Origin of the sequence: Streptomyces sp. NPDC006314 (genome assembly GCF_040613075.1) — a bacterium.
Taxonomy (GTDB): Bacteria; Actinomycetota; Actinomycetes; order Streptomycetales; family Streptomycetaceae; genus Streptomyces.
Genome location: NZ_JBEXRL010000002.1, coordinates 53,998 through 74,821 on the forward strand (window position 1 = coordinate 53,998; position 20,824 = coordinate 74,821).

17 protein-coding genes and 1 pseudogene are annotated in these 20,824 nt (G+C 72.7%); 15 read left to right on the forward strand and 3 right to left on the reverse strand.

Going from position 1 to position 20,824, the window contains the following annotated elements; translation table 11 throughout:
• The first annotated feature begins 9 nt into the window (after positions 1-9).
• On the forward strand, positions 10-1,242 hold the full coding sequence (gene hemW / locus ABZ079_RS03350) for a radical SAM family heme chaperone HemW (RefSeq protein WP_356937698.1): 1,233 nt from the start codon (positions 10-12) through the stop codon (positions 1,240-1,242).
• Positions 1,243-1,399: 157 nt separating this feature from the next.
• Here hemW and ABZ079_RS03355 read toward each other — a convergent pair whose 3' ends face one another.
• Together ABZ079_RS03355 and ABZ079_RS03360 are read right to left on the reverse strand one after the other, a co-directional pair.
• Positions 1,400-2,209, reverse strand: coding sequence for a DUF3097 domain-containing protein (locus ABZ079_RS03355; protein ID WP_356937699.1), 810 nt, complete (start codon positions 2,207-2,209; stop codon positions 1,400-1,402).
• A 34-nt stretch (positions 2,210-2,243) separates the two neighbouring features.
• On the reverse strand, positions 2,244-2,966 hold the full coding sequence (locus ABZ079_RS03360; protein WP_356937700.1) for an MBL fold metallo-hydrolase: 723 nt from the start codon (positions 2,964-2,966) through the stop codon (positions 2,244-2,246).
• 159 nt (positions 2,967-3,125) lie between these two features.
• Here ABZ079_RS03360 and hrcA point away from each other — a divergent pair, with 159 nt between their 5' ends.
• From hrcA to ABZ079_RS03410, 10 genes are all read left to right on the forward strand, one after another.
• On the forward strand, positions 3,126-4,142 hold the full coding sequence (gene hrcA, locus ABZ079_RS03365) for a heat-inducible transcriptional repressor HrcA (protein ID WP_356937701.1): 1,017 nt from the start codon (positions 3,126-3,128) through the stop codon (positions 4,140-4,142).
• The gene (gene dnaJ / locus ABZ079_RS03370; protein WP_356937702.1) at positions 4,143-5,279 is read left to right on the forward strand and encodes a molecular chaperone DnaJ; all 1,137 of its coding nucleotides are present in this window, start codon (positions 4,143-4,145) and stop codon (positions 5,277-5,279) included.
• A gap of 180 nt (positions 5,280-5,459) precedes the next feature.
• Positions 5,460-6,548, forward strand: coding sequence for a nitronate monooxygenase (locus ABZ079_RS03375; protein ID WP_356937703.1), 1,089 nt, complete (start codon positions 5,460-5,462; stop codon positions 6,546-6,548).
• The gene (locus tag ABZ079_RS03380; RefSeq protein ID WP_356937704.1) at positions 6,545-7,285 is read left to right on the forward strand and encodes a 16S rRNA (uracil(1498)-N(3))-methyltransferase; all 741 of its coding nucleotides are present in this window, start codon (positions 6,545-6,547) and stop codon (positions 7,283-7,285) included. Before ABZ079_RS03375 ends, ABZ079_RS03380 begins: the two co-directional genes overlap by 4 nt.
• A gap of 18 nt (positions 7,286-7,303) precedes the next feature.
• On the forward strand, positions 7,304-7,696 hold the full coding sequence (locus ABZ079_RS03385; RefSeq protein ID WP_356937705.1) for a VOC family protein: 393 nt from the start codon (positions 7,304-7,306) through the stop codon (positions 7,694-7,696).
• Positions 7,697-8,117: 421 nt separating this feature from the next.
• Positions 8,118-8,669: a hypothetical protein gene (locus tag ABZ079_RS03390; protein WP_356937706.1), complete on the forward strand. Its 552-nt coding sequence runs from the start codon at positions 8,118-8,120 to the stop codon at positions 8,667-8,669.
• 118 nt (positions 8,670-8,787) lie between these two features.
• The gene (locus ABZ079_RS03395; protein ID WP_356938110.1) at positions 8,788-11,967 is read left to right on the forward strand and encodes a PDZ domain-containing protein; all 3,180 of its coding nucleotides are present in this window, start codon (positions 8,788-8,790) and stop codon (positions 11,965-11,967) included.
• A gap of 122 nt (positions 11,968-12,089) precedes the next feature.
• Entirely contained in the window at positions 12,090-12,443 is a 354-nt protein-coding gene (locus ABZ079_RS03400) for a histidine triad nucleotide-binding protein (RefSeq protein ID WP_356937707.1), read from the forward strand.
• 6 nt (positions 12,444-12,449) lie between these two features.
• Positions 12,450-13,355, forward strand: a complete 906-nt coding sequence (locus ABZ079_RS03405) for a ribonuclease Z (protein ID WP_356937708.1) — start codon at positions 12,450-12,452, stop codon at positions 13,353-13,355.
• Between the two features lie 31 nt (positions 13,356-13,386).
• On the forward strand, positions 13,387-14,391 hold the full coding sequence (locus ABZ079_RS03410; RefSeq protein ID WP_356937709.1) for an adenosine deaminase: 1,005 nt from the start codon (positions 13,387-13,389) through the stop codon (positions 14,389-14,391).
• On the opposite strand, the gene ABZ079_RS03415 is transcribed toward ABZ079_RS03410, so the two are convergent.
• The gene (locus ABZ079_RS03415; protein ID WP_356937710.1) at positions 14,343-15,605 is read right to left on the reverse strand and encodes an MFS transporter; all 1,263 of its coding nucleotides are present in this window, start codon (positions 15,603-15,605) and stop codon (positions 14,343-14,345) included. The genes ABZ079_RS03410 and ABZ079_RS03415 overlap by 49 nt on opposite strands.
• 482 nt (positions 15,606-16,087) lie before the next feature.
• On the opposite strand from ABZ079_RS03415, the pseudogene ABZ079_RS03420 reads away from it, so the two are divergent.
• The 4 genes and pseudogenes from ABZ079_RS03420 to ABZ079_RS03435 all read left to right on the forward strand — a co-directional run bounded on the left by ABZ079_RS03420 (position 16,088) and on the right by ABZ079_RS03435 (position 20,820).
• Positions 16,088-17,084: pseudogene (locus ABZ079_RS03420) on the forward strand (5-dehydro-4-deoxyglucarate dehydratase).
• Entirely contained in the window at positions 17,081-18,370 is a 1,290-nt protein-coding gene (locus tag ABZ079_RS03425) for a glucarate dehydratase family protein (RefSeq protein WP_356937711.1), read from the forward strand. The pseudogene ABZ079_RS03420 and the gene ABZ079_RS03425 overlap by 4 nt, the downstream one beginning before the upstream one ends.
• A 92-nt stretch (positions 18,371-18,462) precedes the next feature.
• Entirely contained in the window at positions 18,463-19,587 is a 1,125-nt protein-coding gene (locus ABZ079_RS03430; protein WP_356938111.1) for a PfkB family carbohydrate kinase, read from the forward strand.
• 153 nt (positions 19,588-19,740) lie between these two features.
• Positions 19,741-20,820, forward strand: a complete 1,080-nt coding sequence (locus ABZ079_RS03435) for a PhoH family protein (RefSeq protein ID WP_356937712.1) — start codon at positions 19,741-19,743, stop codon at positions 20,818-20,820.
• Positions 20,821-20,824: the final 4 nt, after the last annotated feature.

Consider the following 20,824-nt stretch of genomic DNA (forward strand, 5'->3'; position numbering starts at 1 on the left):
ATGGGGGACATGCCTTCCGCACTCCCCGACGGCGAGCCCGTCCCCGCCGACGGCGCGCTGCCCGCCGCCGCGCTCGCCGGGGCCGCCGACCGCCCCCTCGGGTTCTACCTGCACGTCCCGTACTGCGCGTCCCGCTGCGGCTACTGCGACTTCAACACCTACACCGCGACCGAGCTGCGCGGCACGGGTGGGGTGCTCGCGTCCCGGGACAACTACGCGGACACACTGATCGACGAGATCCGCCTGGCCCGCAAGGTGCTCGGCGACGACCCGCGCGAGGTCCGCACGGTCTTCGTCGGCGGCGGCACGCCGACGCTGCTGGCCGCGGGCGATCTCGTACGGATGCTGGGCGCGATCCGCGACGAGTTCGGGCTGGCGCCGGACGCGGAGATCACTACGGAGGCGAACCCGGAGTCGGTGGGCCCGGCCTACCTCTCCGCTCTGCGCGAGGGCGGCTTCAACCGGATCTCCTTCGGCATGCAGAGCGCGAAGCAGCATGTGCTGAAGGTGCTGGACCGCACGCACACCCCGGGCCGCCCCGAGGCGTGCGTGGCGGAGGCGCGGGCGGCCGGCTTCGGGCACGTCAACCTCGACCTGATCTACGGCACGCCGGGGGAGAGCGACGACGACTGGCGGGCGTCCCTGGACGCGGCGATCGGCGCCGGACCCGACCACGTCAGCGCCTACGCCCTGATCGTCGAGGAGGGCACGCAGCTCGCCCGCCGCGTTCGCCGGGGCGAGGTCCCGATGACCGACGACGACGTCCACGCCGACCGCTACCTGATCGCCGAGGAGCGGCTGTCGGCGGCGGGCTTCGCCTGGTACGAGGTGTCGAACTGGGCCACGTCCGAGGCGGCCCGCTGCCTGCACAACGAGCTGTACTGGCGGGGCGCCGACTGGTGGGGCGCGGGACCGGGCGCGCACAGCCATGTGGGCGGGGTGCGCTGGTGGAACGTGAAGCATCCGGGGGCGTATGCGGCGGCGCTGGCCTCGGGGCGGTCCCCGGGTGCGGGCCGGGAGATCCTCCCGGACGAGGACCGCCGGGTGGAGCGGGTCCTGCTGGAGCTGCGGCTGCGGGAGGGCGTTTTGCTGTCACTGCTGAAGGAGGAGGGGCTCGCGGCTTCCCGGCGGGCGCTGGCGGACGGCCTGCTGGAGCCCGGTCCGTACGAGGAGGGGCGCGCGGTGCTGACGCTGCGGGGGCGGTTGCTGGCGGACGCGGTGGTGCGGGATCTGGTGGACTGATCACCCCGGCGGGTGCGTCGGGGCGGAACGCCGGCTCGCTCCCCGACCCGGTTCGTAGGCTGCCGCCCACAGGACGCGGAGGATGCGGAGGCCACGGGGATGACCGCTGTTCCGGGACTCGAGCCGGGCACCAGTGACGTCGGAACCTTCCCCGGCGTCAGACCCCACCACTGTCCGTGACGAAGTCGATCAGTTCCTCCACCCGCCCCAGCAACTCCGGCTCCAGATCCTTGTAGGACCGCACCCGCCCCAGAATCCCCTGCCAGGCCGCCCCCGTGTTCTCCGGCCACCCCAGCGCCCGGCACACCCCCGTCTTCCAGTCCTGCCCGCGCGGCACCCGCGGCCAGCCGGGAATCCCCACGGACGACGGCTTCACCGCCTCCCAGATGTCGATGTACGGGTGGCCCACCACCAGCGCGTGCTCACTCGTCACCGACTCCGCGATGCGCCACTCCTTCGTGCCCGGCACCAGGTGGTCCACGAGCACCCCCAGCCGCGCGTCCGGCCCCGGCCCGAACTCCGCCACGATCGACGGCAGGTCGTCCACGCCCTCCAGGTACTCCACGACCACGCCCTCGATGCGCAGGTCGTCACCCCACACCTTCTCGACCAGTTCGGCGTCGTGCCGGCCCTCGACGTAGATGCGTCCGGCACGGGCGACACGCGCGCGTGCGCCGGGGACGGCCACCGAACCGGATGCCGTACGGGTGGGGCGCACGGGACCCGAGGACGGACGTACGAGGGTCACGGCCCTGCCCTCCAGCAGGAAGCCGCGCGGCTCCATCGGGAACACCCGATGCTTGCCGAAGCGGTCCTCCAGGGTCACCGTGCCCGCCTCGCAGCGGATCACCGCACCGCAGAATCCGGTGCCGGGCTCCTCCACCACCAGCCCCGGCTCGGCCGGTACCTCCGGGACCGGCTTCGGCTTCTTCCACGGCGGAGTCAGGTCGGCGGAGTACTGGCGCATTCGGATGACGATAGGAGAAGCCGCACACCAAGGCTCACGACACGCCGAAACGCGTGGCCAGCTCGTCGCGCTGCCGTCGTACGAACCCCGCGTCCACCGCCGCCCCGTGCCCGGGCACGTACAGCGCGTCCTCGCCGCCCAGCGCCAGCAGCCGGTCCAGCGCGTCCGGCCAGCGGGACGGGACCGCGTCCGGGCCCGCCTGGGGCTCGCCGGACTCCTCGACCAGGTCGCCGCAGAAGACCACCTCGGGGGAGCCGGGGACCAGGACGGCAAGGTCGTGGGCGGTGTGCCCGGGTCCCACGTTGGCCAGCAGGGCCTGGCGGCCGCCGCCGAGGTCGAGGGTCCACTCGCCGGAGACCAGGTGCCGAGGGGGGCTCAGCGCGTCCACCGCCTCGTCCGCGTCGGCCACCGGCAGCCCGTTGCGGATCGCGTCCAGACGCAGCTCCTCGCGTGCGTACGCGAACACCGTGTCGATGCCCACCGCCGCGTACACCTCGGTCCCGGCGTACGCGGCCATGCCGAAGACATGGTCGAAGTGCGGGTGGGTGAGCGCGAGATGGGTCACACGCCCGCCGGACAGCTCCTCGGCCCGGGCCCGCAGCCGAGCCCCTTCGGCCGGACTCGACCCGGCGTCGACCATCAGCGCCGTACCCTCGCCGAGGACCAGGCCCACCGTGCAGTCCCAGCCGGGCAGCCGGCACCGCCCGACGCCGGCGGCCAGCCGTTCCCAGCCCAGCTCTTCCCAAGTCACCGTCATACCGCGACGCTAGCGGTACGAGCCGGGACCGGACCGGCCTTGCCCAGTGCGTACCTGACAGCCGTACACTGGGCCGGGGAACGCTGGCACTCGCATGGGAAGAGTGCCAGGCGGACGACCCGAAGGGACGAGGGGACGACGTGCTGGAGGTGCGCGCGAATGCTGAGTGAACGCAGGCTTCAGGTGCTGCGCGCCATCGTCCAGGACTATGTGGGCACCGAGGAGCCGGTGGGTTCCAAGGCGCTCACCGAGCGGCACAACCTCGGTGTCTCCCCGGCGACCGTCCGCAACGACATGGCGGCCCTGGAGGACGAGGGGTACATCGCCCAGCCGCACACCAGTGCCGGGCGCATTCCCACCGACAAGGGCTACCGCCTGTTCGTGGACAAGCTCGCGGGCGTCAAGCCGATGACCGCGCCCGAGCGGCGGGCGATCCAGAGCTTCCTGGAGGGCGCCGTCGACCTCGACGACGTCGTGGCGCGCACGGTGCGGCTGCTCGCGCAGCTGACCCGGCAGGTGGCCGTCGTGCAGTATCCGTCGCTGACCCGGTCCACCGTCCGGCACGTGGAGCTGCTCTCGCTCGCTCCCGCGCGCGTGATGCTCGTGCTGATCACGGACACCGGCCGGGTCGAGCAGCGGATGGTCGACTGTCCCGCGCCGTTCGGCGAGGCCTCGCTGGCGGATCTGCGGGCACGGCTGAACAGCCGCGTCGCGGGCCGCCGGTTCACCGACGTGCCGCGGCTGGTCGAGGACCTCCCGGAGGCCTTCGAAGCCGAGGACCGCGGTACGGTCTCCATGGTGCTCTCCACCCTCCTGGAGACACTCGTCGAGGAGAACGAGGAGCGGCTGATGATCGGCGGCACCGCCAATCTCACCCGCTTCGGGCATGACTTCCCTCTCACGATCCGGCCCGTCCTGGAGGCCCTTGAGGAGCACGTCGTGCTCCTCAAGCTCCTCGGCGAGGCGAAGGATCCGGGCGTGACCGTGCGCATCGGCCACGAGAACGCCCATGCAGGACTCAACTCCACCTCCGTGGTGTCGGTCGGTTACGGTTCGGGCGGCGAGGCGGTTGCCAAGCTCGGCGTGGTCGGACCGACCCGCATGGACTACCCGGGAACGATGGGAGCGGTACGCGCAGTGGCACGGTACGTCGGACAGATCCTGGCGGAGTCGTAAGTGGCCACGGACTACTACGCCGTTCTCGGCGTGCGCCGCGACGCGTCGCAGGATGAGATCAAGAAGGCGTTCCGCCGGCTCGCGCGCGAGCTGCACCCGGACGTCAATCCCGATCCGAAGACCCAGGAGCGGTTCAAGGAGATCAACGCCGCCTACGAGGTGCTGTCGGACCCGCAGAAGAAGCAGGTCTACGACCTCGGCGGCGACCCGCTCTCCCAGTCGGGCGGCGCCGGTGCGGGCGGTTTCGGGGCCGGTGGCTTCGGCAACTTCTCCGACATCATGGACGCGTTCTTCGGTACGGCGTCGCAGCGCGGGCCGCGCTCGCGCACCCGGCGCGGCCAGGACGCGATGATCCGCATCGAGATCGAGCTGGACGAGGCCGCCTTCGGTACGACCAAGGACATCCAGGTCGACACCGCGGTCGTCTGCAACACCTGCAACGGTGAGGGCGCGGCTCCGGGCACGTCCGCCCAGACGTGTGACATGTGCCGCGGCCGGGGTGAGGTGTCGCAGGTCACCCGGTCCTTCCTGGGCCAGGTCATGACCTCGCGGCCCTGCCCCCAGTGCCAGGGCTTCGGAACCGTGGTGCCGACACCGTGCCCGGAGTGCGCCGGCGACGGTCGCGTACGGTCGCGGCGCACCCTCACCGTGAAGATCCCGGCCGGTGTCGACAACGGCACACGGATCCAGCTCGCCGGTGAGGGCGAGGTCGGGCCGGGCGGCGGTCCGGCCGGTGACCTGTACGTCGAGATCCACGAGCTGCCGCACCACACCTTCCAGCGGCGCGGCGACGATCTGCACTGCACGGTCACGATCCCGATGACCGCGGCGGCGCTCGGTACGAAGGTGCCGCTGGAGACGCTGGACGGGGTGGAGGAGGTCGACATCCGGCCCGGCACCCAGTCCGGTCAGTCGATCCCGCTGCACGGCCGTGGCGTCACGCATCTGCGGGGCGGCGGCCGGGGTGATCTGATCGTCCACGTCGAGGTGCAGACTCCGAGCAAGCTGGACCCCGAGCAGGAGCGGTTGCTGCGGGAGCTGGCGAAGCTGAGGGGTGAGGAGCGGCCGCAGGGGCAGTTTCAGCCGGGTCAGCAGGGACTGTTCTCGCGGCTGAAGGACGCGTTCAACGGGCGGTGAGGGCAAGGGGCTCCGCCCCTGGGACCCCTCCAGGGGCTCCGCCCCCCGGGCCCCTGCCCACCACCGGCTCGGTCGGCCGGGAAGCGGCCCGTGCGCCCCGGCTCGGGCGGGTGAGAAGTGGCATGTGCCAAGGGGAAGGCCCGATTCGGTGTTGTTCGGAGGACGTGACAACATGCGGTCATGTCCTCCGCGCTGACCGATCTCGTCCCTCACCCGATCGTGCAGGCCCCCATGGCGGGCGGTGTCTCCGTCCCGCAGCTCGCCGCCGCCGTCTCCGAGGCCGGTGGTCTCGGGTTCCTCGCCGCCGGATACAAGACCGCCGACGGCATGTACCAGGAGATCAAGCAGCTGCGGGGGCTCACGAGCCGCCCCTTCGGCGTGAACGTGTTCGTGCCGCAGCCCGAGTACCCCGAGTCCGGTGCCGTGGAGGTGTACGCGCACCAGCTGGCCGGGGAGGCCGCCTGGTACGAGACCGAGCTGGGTGACCCGGACAGCGGCCGGGACGACGGCTACGACGCCAAGCTCGCCGTCCTCCTCGACAACCCGGTGCCGGTGGTCTCCTTCCACTTCGGCGTGCCGGGCCGGGAGGCGCTGGACTCGCTGCGCCGGGCCGGAACGTTCACACTGGTCACCGCCACCACCGCCGAGGAGGCCCGAGCGGTCGAGCGGGCCGGGGCGGACGCGGTGATCGCGCAGGGCGTGGAGGCCGGCGGCCACCAGGGAACACACCGGGACATCCCCGAGAACGACGGCTGCGGCATCGGACTGCTGTCGCTGATCGCGCAGATCCGCGAGGCCGTGAGCATCCCGGTCGTCGCCGCCGGCGGCATCATGCGCGGCGGCCAGATCGCCGCCGCCCTCGCGGCGGGCGCGAGCGCGGCCCAGCTGGGCACCGCCTTCCTCGCCGCCCCCGAGTCGGGGGCCCACGCCCTGCACAAGCGGGCGCTGACCGACCCCCTGTTCGCCCGTACCGAGCTGACCCGCGCCTTCTCCGGCCGCCCGGCGCGCGGACTGGTCAACCGCTTCCTGCGCGAGCACGGCCCGTACGCCCCTGCCGCCTACCCGGAGATCCACCACCTCACCTCCCCGCTGCGCAAGGCCGCCGCCAAGGCCGGGGACGCGCAGGGCATGGCCCTGTGGGCGGGCCAGGGCCACCGGCTGGCCCGGGAGCTGCCGGCCGGCCGGCTGGTGGAGGTGCTGAGGGCCGAACTCGCCGAGGCACGGACAGCGTTGTCGGACCTCGCCGGGCCCGGAGGTGACCGGCGATGACCGCGCCCGTCTTCGTCGTGGACCGACTCGACCGCGTCGGCCGGGAGTTCGTGCTCGACGGCCCCGAGGGGCGGCACGCCGTGTCCGTGAAGCGGCTGCGGCCGGGCGAGGACGTGGTCCTCACCGACGGGCGCGGCCGCTGGGCCGAGGGCGTCGTCAAGGCGGCCGAGGGCAAGGACCGGCTGGTGGTCATGGACCTGGAGTCCGTCCACGAGGAGCCCCCGGCCACCCCGCGGATCACCGTCGTCCAGGCCCTGCCCAAGGGCGACCGCGGCGAGCTGGCGGTGGAGATGATGACCGAGGTCGGTGTCGACGCCGTCGTGCCCTGGCAGGCGTCCCGCTGCATCACCCAGTGGAAGGGCGACCGCGGGCTGAAGGCCCTCGGCAAGTGGCGGGCCACCGCCCGCGAGGCCGGCAAGCAGTCCCGCCGGGTCCGCTTCCCCGAGGTCGCGGACGCCGCGACGACCAAGCAGGTTGGCGCACTTCTGGCCAAGGCGGACTTCGCGGCCGTCCTCCACGAGAGCGGCGAGGAGCGGCTCGCCACCGCCGAACTGCCCGCCCACGGCGAGATCGTGCTGGTCGTCGGTCCCGAAGGCGGAGTCTCCCCGGAGGAGTTGGCGCTTTTCGCGGGGGCGGGTGCGAAGCCGTACGTCCTCGGTCCTACCGTGTTGCGCACATCGACCGCCGGCACCGCCGCCGCGGCCCTGCTGCTGGGCCGCACCGGCCGCTGGTCCTGACACCACCTGGGGGACACCGTGGAACTCGCCCAAGTCCGGCTCCTGGTAACCGACTTCGCCGCCTGCTACCGCTTCTACGCCGACGTCCTCGGCCTCAAGCCGCAGTCCGGCGCGACCGAGGGGCCGTACGAGAAGTTCAGCCCGCATGCCGGATCCGCGGGGATCGCGCTGCAGGACCGGGTAATGATGGCCGAGGTCCTGCAGGAGCTGGACGAGACAGCCACCGGCCACCGCTCCCTGGTCGTGCTGCGCGTGGACGACCTCGACGCCTACTGCGCGGAGATCACCTCCCGGGGTGCCACCCTGCTGCACGGACCGGCCCCCATGGCCGAGCGCATGCGTGTGGCCCACCTCAAGGACCCTGAGGGCAACCTGGTCGAACTCCAGGAGTGGCTGCTGCTGCGCGGCTGACCGCGACGGCGGGCAGCGGCTCCCAGCCGTCCACCTCACCCGGCGCCGGCCCACGGCGCGGGATCCGCCGCCGAACGCCCGCAGGAACCGGGTTGGTGCAGGTCGACCTCGTATCCGCGGTCGTCGGCGACAAGTCCGCAACACCGGTGCCCGCCGGCGGCGACTCCCCGGAAGACGAGCCGCGTCTCGACCCCGTCCCGGTACGGCGCGAGCGCCTTCGGCAGGACTCTCCGTCCGCGTGCGGGCGCCGATCCTCCACCGGAAGACGGTCCCGTCCCGCCACGACGAGCCGCCTGAGCCTGCGTTTACCGGGCAGGGTCGGGCCGGGGCAGAAAAGACGGCGCCGGGCCGGGTGCCCTGAACGGGTGAGTGGCCGCTTGTGCCCTACCGCCGGGGCCCGGCCGGTGGCACGCTGCCCTCCATGGGGGCATGGAAGCTGATTCGGCATCGGCCGCGACCCGTACGGGTCGCGGCCGTGGCGGGGCTCGTGGTGCTGGCCGGAGGCGCGGTGGTGGCCTGTGATCCGGGCGGGCTGAGTTCCGCCACGGTCGCGTACACCACCGACAAGACCGCGACCGACGAGCTGCAACGGCGGCACGTGGACGTGAGTTGGCTCACCTGCACCGGCAGCTACGGCAAGGGCGGTCACCCGTCCGGGAAGTCGCCCTCGCCGACCGAGACCACCGTCGTCTCCGTCGACTGCCGTGGTGAGACCGAGGACGGGCGGAAGATCACCGTCACCGGCAAGGTGACCAAGGCCGTCGGCGGTGCCTGCGTGCGCGGGGACCTGACCGCCGAGGTCGGCGGCAGACAGGTGTTCCACGTGGGCGGACTCGGCGACTGCGACGCCACCCCCGGGCCGACGTACCGCCCGCCCACCGGAGGGCAGCCGCGGCCGGCCGTGACGGTCACCGTCACCCGGACCGTCTGGTGCACGGGCGATCCCACCTGCTGGCCCGTCGAGGGCAAGTGATCGGAACCGGGAGCGGGGCACACCGGCCGCTGCGTACAGTGACGGGGTGACTCAGGGCGCTTCGACGGGAACCACGGAACCATCCGCCTATCTTCGGTTTCCCCATCTGCACGGTGACTTGGTGACGTTCGTCGCCGAGGACGACGTCTGGCTCGCGCCCCTCGACGGCGGCCGCGCCTGGCGGGTCAGCGCCGACAACATGCCGGTGACCCTGCCCCGGATATCGCCGGACGGGCGGTACCTCGCCTGGACCTCCACCCGGGACGGCGCGCCCGAGGTGCATGTCGCCCCCGTCGACGGGGGCCCCGCCGAGCGGCTGACGTACTGGGGCAACAGCCGTACCGAGGTGCGTGGCTGGACGACGGACGGGCGGGTGCTCGCGCTCGGCGCGCAGGGCCGGCCCAGCTTCCGCCACAGCTGGGCACACGCCGTCCCGCTGGACGGCGGACCGGCCGAGACCCTCCCCTACGGGCCCGTCGGCGATGTGGCGTTCGGGCCGGCCACCGTACTGCTGTCCGCGCCGATGGGCCGCGAGGCCGCCCACTGGAAGCGCTACCGGGGCGGCACGGCGGGCAAGTTGTGGATCGACCGCGACGGCAGCGGCGAGTTCGTGCGGCTGCACGAGGAGATCGACGGGAACATCGAGTGCCCGGTGTGGGTGGGGGACCGGATCGCGTTCCTCTCCGACCACGAGGGCACCGGCGCGCTGTACTCCTCCCTCCCCGACGGCTCCGACCTGCGCCGGCACACGCCACATGGGGGCACCTCCCGCTCGGGCGAAGCCGGGAGCGGGGGAGTGTTCTACGCCCGGCACGCGGCAGGAGACGGCAGCCGGGTCGTCTACAGCCGCGCCGGCGAACTCTGGTTGCTGGACGACCTTGACGGGGCCGAGCCACGCCGGCTGGAGGTACGGCTCGGCGGACCCCGGACGGACCTGCGGCCGTATCCGGTCCACGCCTCCCACTGGGTCGGGGAAGCCTCCCCGGACCACACCGCCCGGGGCAGCGCCGTCTGCGTGCGGGGCGGTGTCCACTGGGTCACCCACCGCTCCGGTCCCGCCCGCGCCCTCGCCGCCACCCCCGGCGTCCGCGCCCGGATGCCCCGCACCTTCCGCGCCGAGGGCGAGGAGTGGGTGGTGTGGGTGACGGACGCGGAGGGTGACGACGCCCTGGAGTTCGCCCCCGCGACCGGCACCGTGCCCGGCGCCCCGCCCCGCCGGCTCGCCGCCGGACGGCTCGGCCGGGTCCTGGAGCTGGCCGTGTCACCCGACGGCAGCCGGGCCGCCGTCGCCGCGCACGACGGGCGGCTGCTGCTCGTCGAGCGGGAGACCGGCGAGGTCCGCGAGGTCGACCGCAGCGACGACGGCGAGGTCTCCGGCCTCGCCTTCTCACCCGACTCCGCCTGGCTGGCCTGGGCCCACCCCGGCCCGCGTCCGCTGTCCCAGCTGCGGATCGCCCACACCACCGACCTGTCGGTCACCGAGGCGACCCCGCTGCGCTTCCAGGACTACGCGCCCGCCTTCACCCTCGACGGAAAACACCTCGCCTTCCTCTCCAACCGCGCCTTCGACCCGGTCTACGACGAGCACGTCTTCGACCTCGCGTTCGTGGTCGGTGCCCGACCGCACCTGATCACGCTGGCCGCCATCACCCCGTCCCCGTTCGGTCCGCAGCGGCACGGCCGCCCGTTCGAGACCCCTGACAAGGACGAGACCCCCGACAGCGAGGGCACTCCCGCCACCCGCATCGACCTCGAAGGCCTCGCCGACCGGATCGTGCCCTTCCCGGTCGAGGCCGGCCGCTACTCCACCCTGCGCGCCGCCAAGGACGGTGTCCTCTGGCTGCGCCACCCCGTGCACGGCGTCCTCGGCGCCTCCCGAGCCCACCCCGAGGATCCCGACCCGCACACCGAGCTGGAGCGCTACGACCTGGCCGAGCGCCGCCTGGAGCATCTGGCCTCCGACGCCGACCACTTCGAGGTCAGCGGTGACGGCAAACGCGTCCTGCTGTGGAGCGACGGCCGGCTCCGGGTGGTCCCCAGCGACCGCCGTACCGGCACCGACGACGGCGACGGCGGCGTCACCGTCGACCTCGCCCGGGTCCGGCAGACCGTCGACCCGGCCGCCGAATGGCGGCAGATGTACGACGAGACCGGCCGCCTCATGCGCGACCACTTCTGGCGTCCCGACCTCGGCGGCGTCGACTGGGACGGCGTCCTCGGCCGCTACCGGCCGCTGCTGGCCCGGCTCGCCACCCACAGCGACCTGGTCGACCTGCTGTGGGAGGTGCAGGGCGAACTCGGCACCTCGCACGCCTACGTCAGCCCGCGCGGGGGCCGCGGCGGCGGCGCCCGGCACGGCCTGCTCGGCGCCGACATCTCCCGGCACGAGGACGGCGGTTGGCGCATCGACCGCATCCTGCCCGCGGAGACCTCCGACCCGGACGCCCGCTCCCCGCTCGCCGCGCCCGGCGTCGCCGTACGCCCCGGCGACGCGATCATCGCCGTCGCCGGGCAACCGGTCGACCCGGTGACCGGCCCCGGCCCGCTCCTCGTCGGCACGGCCGGCCACCCCGTCGAGCTGACCGTCTCCCCGGCGGGCGGCGGCGAGCCGCGCCACACGGTCGTCGTCCCCGTCGCCGACGAGGAACCGCTGCGCTACCACGCCTGGGTCGCCGACCGCCGGGCCCACGTCCACGCGGCCTCCGCCGGCCGGCTCGGCTACCTCCACGTCCCCGACATGCAGGCCCCCGGCTGGGCGCAGATCCACCGCGACCTGCGCGTGGAAGTCGCCCGGGAGGGACTTGTGGTCGACGTCCGCGAGAACCGCGGCGGCCACACCTCCCAGCTCGTGGTCGAGAAGCTGGCCCGCCGGATCATCGGCTGGGACCTCGCGCGCGGCATGCGCCCCACCAGCTACCCGCTCGACGCGCCCCGCGGGCCCGTCGTCGCCGTCGCCAACGAGTTCTCCGGCTCCGACGGCGACATCGTCAACGCGGCCATCAAGGCACTCGGTATCGGCCCGGTCGTCGGCACCCGCACCTGGGGCGGCGTCATCGGCATCGACAGCCGCTACCACCTGGTCGACGGCACCCTCGTCACCCAGCCCAAGTACGCGATCTGGCTGGAGGGCCACGGCTGGGACGTCGAGAACCACGGCGTGGAACCGGACGTGGAGGTCGTACAGAGGCCGCAGGACTGGGCGGAGGGCAGAGACGCCCAACTGGACGCGGCGATCGCCCTCGCGCTGGAGAAACTGGAGTCGGCTCCCGCGAAGACACCGCCGAGCATGCCGGCCTGAGGGGCGCGGGGCCGTGTCGGTATGCGGCTTCCGCCGCATGGGCGCGACAAGCCACCGACGACCCGCAGCCGAACGACTAACATGCACCCGTACTGATCACCGGCGAAAGCGAGCGCACGCGCATGGCAGGGGAACCGCAGAACGACTGCCTGTTCTGCAAGATCGTCGCGGGCCACATCCCGGCGACGATCGTCCGTGAGACCGAGACGACCATCGCCTTCCGGGACATAAACCCCCAGGCCCCCACCCACGTCCTGGTGATTCCCAAGGCCCACTACGAGAACGCGGCCAAACTCGCCGCGGGTGCCCCGCAGATCGCCGCCGACGTCCTCGCCGAGACCCAGGCCGTCGCCGACGAGGAGAAGCTGGACAGCTACCGCATCGTCTTCAACACGGGCAGCGGCGCCGGCCAGACCGTCTGGCACGCCCACGCCCACGTCCTCGGTGGCCGTGGCCTCGAATGGCCCCCCGGATAAGTCGCGATGTCCGTCCGTGAACTGGTGGTCCTCGGTACCGCCAGCCAGGTCCCGACCCGGCACCGCAACCACAACGGCTACCTGCTGAGGTGGGACGGCGAGGGCATCCTGTTCGACCCCGGCGAGGGCACGCAGCGGCAGATGCTGCGCGCCGGGGTCGCCGCGCACGACCTCAACCGGCTCTGCGTCACGCACTTCCACGGCGACCACTCCCTCGGCCTCGCCGGGGTCATCCAGCGGATCAACCTCGACCAGGTGCCGCACGAGGTCACCGCGCACTACCCGCGCTCCGGGCAGCGCTTCTTCGACCGGCTGCGGTACGCGACCGCCTACCGGGAGACCGTCCGGCTCAGCGAGGCCCCGGTCGCCGCCGACGGCATCCTGGCGGTGACCCCCTCGTACACCCTGGAAGCCCGCAAGCTGTCCCACCCGGTCGAGTCCTACGGCTACCGCCTGATCGAACCCGACGGCCGCCGGATGCTGCCGGACCGCCTGGCCGCGCACGGGATCAAGGGTCCGGACGTGGGCCTCCTCCAGCGCGAGGGCCGGCTCGGGGACGTCACGCTGGAGGACGTCAGCGAGGTACGGCGCGGGCAGCGGTTCGCGTTCGTCATGGACACCCGGCTGTGCGAGGGCGTGCACGCCCTCGCCGAGGGCTGCGACCTGCTCGTCATCGAGTCCACCTTCCTCGACGAGGACGCCGAACTGGCGCTGGACCACGGCCACCTGACGGCGGGTCAGGCGGCCTCGGTGGCCCGGGACGCGGGCGTGCGGCACCTGGTCCTCACCCACTTCAGCCAGCGCTACTCCGCCCCCGACGAGTTCGAGCGGCAGGCGCGGGCGGCCGGGTTCGAGGGGGAGCTGACCGTGGCGCACGACCTACAGAGAGTGCCGGTCCCCAAGCGCAGGTGAAACCGCAGGTGAGGGGCCGTACGATGCGTTGATGCCCCTCCCGAAAGCAGAACTGCACCTCCACATCGAAGGCACCCTGGAGCCCGAGCTGGCGTTCGAGCTGGCCGCCCGCAACCGCGTCGAGCTGCCCTATGCCGACACGGACGCGCTGCGCGAGGCGTACCGGTTCGAGGACCTCCAGTCCTTCCTGGACCTGTACTACGAGCTGATGGCCGTGCTGCGCACCGAGCAGGACTTCGCGGACCTGGCGGACGCCTACCTCGCCCGGGCCGCCGCGCAGGGTGTGCGGCACGCGGAGATCTTCTTCGACCCGCAGGCCCACCTGGCCCGGGGCGTGTCCATGGGCACGGTCGTGGAGGGCCTGTGGCGGGCGCTCGGCCGCAGCGAGGAGAACCACGGGATCTCCACCAGGCTCATCCTCTGCTTCCTGCGCGACGAGTCGGCCGAGTCGGCACTGGAGACCCTCCAGGCCGCCGAGCCGTTTCTGGACCGGATCACCGGGGTCGGTCTGGACTCCGCCGAGGTCGGGCATCCGCCGGTGAAGTTCCGGGAGGTGTACGAGGCCGCCGCCGCGCTCGGGCTGCGCCGCGTCGCGCACGCCGGTGAGGAGGGGCCGCCGGAGTACATCACCGAGGCGCTGGACGTGCTCGGCGTGGAGCGCGTGGACCACGGCCTGCGCTGCGTGGAGGACCCCGCGCTGGTCGAGCGGCTGGTCCGGGACCGCGTCCCGCTCACCCTGTGCCCGCTGTCCAACGTCCGGCTGCGCACCGTGGACACATTGGCCGACCACCCGCTGCCGGCCATGCTCGACGCCGGCCTGCTGTGCACGGTGAACTCCGACGACCCGGCGTACTTCGGCGGGTACGCGGGCGACAACTTCGAGGCGGTGCGCTCGACGCTGGGCCTCGGGGAGGACCGCCTGCGCGAGCTGGCCCGCAACTCCTTCCTCGCCTCTTTCCTGGAGGACGACGAGGAGCGCCGGGCCCGTTACCTCGCCGAGGTGGACGCGTACGAGTTCGGGGAAGCGGTGTCGTAGTCCTGCCGGGCGGCCACGGGCGTCTCCAGCGGGAGTTCCACGACCGGCAGGGGACGCGTGCCCGTGCGCAGGGCCACCGCCGTCAGCGGCACGGCGATCACGAGCAGCCCGGCGCCGAGGAGCAGGCCCATCGCCGGGAACCCCGCCCACCCCGCCAGCACACTCCCGGTCAGCGGGCCCGCCGCGGTGCCCAGGGACGACGCCGAGCCGACCAGGACCGCCCAGCGGCCCCGGGGGTCCAGGGAGGCGGCGAGGCCGATGACGTACGACAGCACGACCGGGTAGAGCAGGTTCCAGGAGATCTCGCCCGCGGCGAAGGCCGTGAGGTCCGTCGCCGACGCGCTGAGCGCGATGCAGCCGGCGATGAGCGCCGTACCGGCGCCGATGGGTACCGCCCGGCCCAGCCGCGGGCCGAGCGCGCCCGCGCCCAGCACCCCGAGCAGCCCGGCGCCGAGCGCGGCCGCGAAGACCGCGCAGACGGTGACCTCGGAGAGATGGGCCTGGGTGAGGCCGATGCGGCCGCTGACGCCCCACAGGGAGTTCTGGGCGAGGGACCAGCAGAGCATGGCGGCGGCGAGCGGCAGGCCGGCGCGGGGGTGGGGCGGACGGCCGTACCCGGCGGGCGTGCGGGCCGGTGCCGTACGGGCGGGCAGGCCCCCGGTGAGGGGCCAGACGGCGAGCGCGGTCAGCGCGATGGCGGCCAGGGGGAGCCCATGACCGTGGCCGAGGTGGGGGATCGTCAGATAGAGGACGCCCGCGAGGGCGGAGACACCGAGCAGGCCGAGCGTGGTGACGCGGTGCGGGTCGCTCCCCCCAGTTCTCGCCTTCGTTCGGGCAGGGGGCACCCCCATGGCCGCGATGCCGCTCGCGGCGACCGCCGTGACCGTACCCGAGCCGAAGCCGCCGGCGAGCGCGCCCGCGACGACGGCCGGTACGGACCCGGTGAGGGCGGCACCGCCGTACCCGAGGAAGGCGAGCGTGACGCCGGCGCGGGCGAGCGTGCGGGGGCCGATCCGGTCCACCCGGGTGGCGAGCAGGAAGCCCGCCGTCGCCGAACTCAGCAGGAGGGCACTGCCGATGGCCCCGGCCTCGGTGGCGGTGAGTGGAAGCCCGCTGTCGAGTCTGCCGACGGTGGTCGGCAGCAGGTAGGGGGCGAGATATCCGGCCGTGAAAAGGGCGACGAGGGGCCAGGGCAGAGTGCGGGGGGCGGACACGGGCGTTCCCAGGGCAGGCGGAAGGAGCGGCTCGAAAGAGGGATGAGGGGCGACGACCGTCGACGGACAACAACGCGCGAGCAAGTTGTATCAAGCACGCGGTTCCGGAAGAAGATCGGGGGGCGTGATCCGGGTCACCTTCGGTTTACGGGTGAACTGCGGGGGTAGCAATGACGGTTCACGTGTCGGGTTCCGGCGTCCGGTTCTCGCGCGCGGTCGAGGGGGTTTCCCGGATGGGCTATAGTTGATCACGTCCTGGTCGCCGGAACTCCCGGTAACCGGCCGTGCGTTGGTGGTCCAAGGAAAGACGCCCCGCTTCCTGCGGGGAGATGCAGGTGCAAGGCCTGCCCGGCGCTCCGAATGAGCCCCATCCCGCTGTGTGCGGGGTGGGGCTCTTTTTTGTGTCCAGTTCGCTGCCCGGATGGCGGGCCCCATTGACGCTCCGTGTCCATGTACCTAGCCTCTGTTCTCATACATGGACGATGTTCTTAAGAGGAGATGGTCCAGTGGGCGGTGACCCGGCTCCGCGGAGCGTGGCGCGGCGACTGCGGGAGGGAATGAAGCGAGGCGTGCTGTCCTTCCCGCTCACCGCCTTGCATGACGACGGCTCTCTCGATCCCGACGGATTCCGCGCCCACGTGGCCGACCGGCTCGCCGCCGGACCCGGGGCCGTCTTCCCGGCGTGCGGCACCGGCGAGTTCTTCTCGCTGGACGAGGGCGAGTACCGGACGGTCGTCGGCATCACCGTCGAGGAGGCGGCCAAGGGAGTCCCCCCGGGCGAGGGTGTTCGAGCGTGCGGGAGAGTGCCCGTCGTGGCCGGCACCGGGTACGGCCGGGCGCAGGCCGCCCGGTTCGCGCGGATCGCCGAGGAGGCCGGCGCCGACGCCCTGCTCGTACTGCCGCACTACCTCGTCGACGCCCCGCAGGACGGCCTCGCCGCACAGCTGGAGCAGCTCGCCACCCGCACCCGGCTTCCGCTGATCGCCTACCAGCGCGGCCAAGTCGCCTACACCACCGGCTCGCTGCGGCGCATCGCCCGCATCCCGAACGTCATCGGCCTCAAGGACGGCCACGGTGACCTCGACCGGCTCCAGCGCCTCACCCTCGCCGCCCCCGACGGCTTCCTCTTCTTCAACGGCGCCGCCACCGCCGAGATCCAGGCTCGCGCCTACGCCACCGTCGGCGTCCCCGCCTACTCCTCCGCGGTGCACGCCTTCGCCCCCGAGATCGCCGGCACCTTCTTCACCGCGCTCCGGGACGGCGACCACGAGACCGCCGGCAAGCCTGCGCGCGTTCTACGTCCCCTTCGTCGAACTCCGCGACCGCGCGCCCGGCTACGCGGTGTCCCTGGTGAAGGCGGCGGCCCGGCTGCGCGGGCAGCGGGTCGGCCCGGTGCGCGCCCCGCTCGCCGAGCCCTCACCCGCCGACCTCAAGGCCCTCCTCACCGCCGGACTCGATCTCGTAGGAGCCTCCCTGTGACCCGTGACCTGACCATCACCGAGGTGCGGCTGACGCCGATCCTGGTCGCCGACCCGCCGCTGCTCAACACCCAGGGCGTGCACCAGCCGTACACGCCCCGGCTGATCGTGGAGATCGTGACGGCCGACGGGATCACCGGGCTCGGTGAGACGTACGGTGACACCGGGTACCTGAAGCTGGCCCGCCCGCTGGCCGAGCGACTCCCCGGCCGGTCGGTCACGGATGTGAACGGCCTCTTCGCGATCGACCTCGAGGTGGACGAGTCGCGGGTCAGGGGCGCCGTGGACGCGGGCGGGCTGCGCGGGGTGCAGAGCGCCGACAAACTGCGGCTGTCCGTGCTGTCCGCCTTCGAGGTCGCCTGCCTGGACGCCCAGGGCAGGGCGCTCGGGCTGCCGGTGCACGCGCTGCTCGGCGGCAAGGTCCGCGACGCCGTCGAATACAGCGCCTACCTCTTCTACAAGTGGGCCCGGCATCCGGCGGGCGTTCCGGCCCCGGCGGACGAGTGGGGCGCCGCCCTCGACCCGGCGGGAATCGTCGCGCAGGCAGGGGAGTTCCAGCGGCGGCACGGGTTCGGCTCGTTCAAGCTCAAGGGCGGTGTCTTCCCGCCCGACGAGGAGATCGCCGCCGTACGGGCCCTCGCCGCCGCCTTCCCCGGGCACCCGCTGCGGCTCGACCCCAACGGCGCCTGGTCCGTCGCGACCTCGCTGAAGGTGGCGAAGGAACTCGGGGACGTCCTGGAGTACCTGGAGGACCCGACGCTGGGCACGCCCGCCATGGCCCAGGTGTCCGCGGGCACGCACGTACCCCTTGCCACCAACATGTGTGTGACCGCCTTCGGCGAGATCAAGGAGGCGTTCACCAAGGACGCCGTCCAGGTCGTGCTCTGCGACCACCACTACTGGGGCGGGCTGCGCAGCACCCAGCACCTCGCCGCGCTCTGCGCCGCCTTCGGTGTCGGGGTGTCCATGCACTCCAACACCCACCTCGGCATCAGCCTCGCCGCCATGACCCATGTGGCGTCGACCGTGCCGAACCTGCACCACGCCTGCGACTCCCACTACCCCTGGCAGTCGGAGGACGTCCTCACCGAGCGGCTCGCCTTCACCGACGGCCGGGTCGCGGTGTCCGACGCGCCCGGCCTCGGCGTCGAACTCGACCGGGACGAACTGGCCCGGCTGCACCGGCGGTGGGCCGAGGACGACGGCTCGCTGCGGGACCGCGACGACGCGGCGGCGATGCGGGCGGGCGAACCGGCGTGGCGGACACCGGTGATGCCCCGCTGGTGACGGGCGCCGCGGGCGGTTCCGGTGGGTGACCTGGTGCAGACTGGCCAGAACCGCACCATGTCAGGGAGCGCACCGTGACCCCGTCGCACACGATCGCCGGAGAGGAACCGGAACACCTCACGCAGGCCGCACGCCGTCAGGCCCAGGTCGACCCGCTCGCCGGGGTGCGCGCCCCCGGCGACCCGCCCTGGGACGTCTACCTCACGGGCACGGTCTTCCTCGACATCATCTTCACCGGCCTGGACTCGGCGCCCGTGCGCGGCACCGAGTCGTGGGCCCGGGGAATGGGCTCCAGCCCCGGCGGCGTCGCCAACATGGCCGCCGCCCTCGCCCGCCTCGGTCTGAAGACCTCCCTCGCCGCGGCCTTCGGCGACGACCACTACGGCGACTACTGCTGGGACGCGCTCGCCCAGGGGGAGGGCATCGACCTGTCGCCCTCGCGGACCGTGCCCGGCTGGCACTCCCCGGTGACCGTCTCCATGGCCTACGAGGGCGAGCGCACGATGGTGTCCCACGGGCACGAGCCGCCCCCGGAGGAGCCGGCGCCGGACTTCCCGCCCCGGGCACGCGCGGCCGTCGCCTCCCTCACCCCGGGGCGCAGAGCGCCGTGGATCGCGCAGGCCGCCCGCGCGGGCACCCGGATCTTCGCCGACGTCGGCTGGGACGAGACCGGCGCGTGGGATCTGTCCGGCCTCGCCGACCTGGAGCACTGCGAGGCGTTCCTGCCCAACGCGCAGGAGGCGATGCGGTACACCGGTGCCGCCTGTCCGCGGGCCGCTGCGCACGCGTTGACCGAGCATGTGCCGGTGGCCGTGGTGACCCTGGGCTCCGAGGGGGCCTATGCGGTGGACCGGCGTACGGCGGAGGCCGCGGAGGTGCCGGCGATCGCCGTGGAGGCGCTGGATCCGACGGGGGCGGGGGATGTGTTCGTCGCCGGTTTCGTGACGGGCTCCCTGGCGGGGTGGCCGCTGGCTGACCGGCTGGCCTTCGCGGGGCTTACGGCGGCGCTGTCGGTCCAGGAGTTCGGGGGCTCGCTCTCCGCGCCGGGGTGGTCGGAGATCGGGGCGTGGTGGCGGCGGGTGCAGTCCCTTCCGGGGCAGGAACCGAGGGCGTTGCGTAGGTATGCGTTTCTCGAGGGGCTGGTGCCGGAGGAACTGGATCGGCCGTGGCCGCTGCGGCGGGCCGTGCCGACCATCGGATTCCGTAGGTCCGGCTGAGCGACTCGGGGCTCCGCCCACCCGCCACACGGGAGGCAACCCGGAGAAAAGTCCTACAGGCTTGTCAGCCCCCCGTCGTACCCTGGAGTCGCGAGGCCGCCCTCAGCTATGCGGCCGTGACGAGGAGGAAGCGCAGGCCTTAAGCGCCGGCCCATGACTGAGACACCCACAGCTCGCACCCCCGCGCAGGAACAGGCGAGAGCGCAGTTCACCGTCCCCGCCCAGCACCCCATGGTGACCGTGCTGGGATCCGGAGACTCCCTCCTGCGTGTGATCGAGAGGGCCTTCCCGGCGGCCGACATCCACGTCCGGGGCAATGAGATCAGCGCGGTCGGCGACCCCGTGGACGTCGCCCTCATCGCGCGCGTGTTCGACGAGATGATGCTGGTGCTCCGCACCGGACAGCCGATGACGGAGGACGCAGTGGAACGCTCGATCGCCATGCTCAAGGCGAGCGAGAACGGGACGAGCGACGGCCCGGAGACCCCGGCGCAGGTGCTGACGCAGAACATCCTGTCCTCGCGCGGCCGCACGATCCGCCCGAAGACCCTCAACCAGAAGCGGTACGTCGACGCGATCGACAAGCACACGATCGTCTTCGGCATCGGCCCCGCCGGTACCGGCAAGACCTACCTGGCCATGGCCAAGGCCGTGCAGGCCCTGCAGTCCAAGCAGGTCAACCGGATCATCCTGACCCGTCCGGCGGTCGAGGCCGGTGAGCGGCTCGGCTTCCTGCCCGGCACGCTCTACGAGAAGATCGACCCCTACCTGCGCCCGCTGTACGACGCACTGCACGACATGCTCGACCCGGACTCGATTCCGCGGCTGATGGCCGCCGGGACGATCGAGGTCGCGCCGCTCGCGTACATGCGTGGCCGTACGCTCAACGACGCCTTCATCATCCTGGACGAGGCCCAGAACACGAGCCCCGAACAGATGAAGATGTTCCTCACCCGCCTCGGCTTCGACTCGAAGATCGTGATCACGGGTGACGTGACCCAGGTCGACCTGCCCAACGGCCAGAAGTCGGGCCTGAGGCAGGTGCAGGAGATCCTGGAGGGCGTCGAGGACGTCCATTTCTCCCGGCTGTCGTCCCAGGATGTCGTACGGCACAAGCTGGTGGGCCGTATCGTCGACGCGTACGAGCAGTACGACAGCAAGTACGGCACCGAGAACGGCGCTCCCAAGAGCGGCCGCGGCAAGTCCGGTGCCAAGGGCATCAAGGGGAAGTAGACCA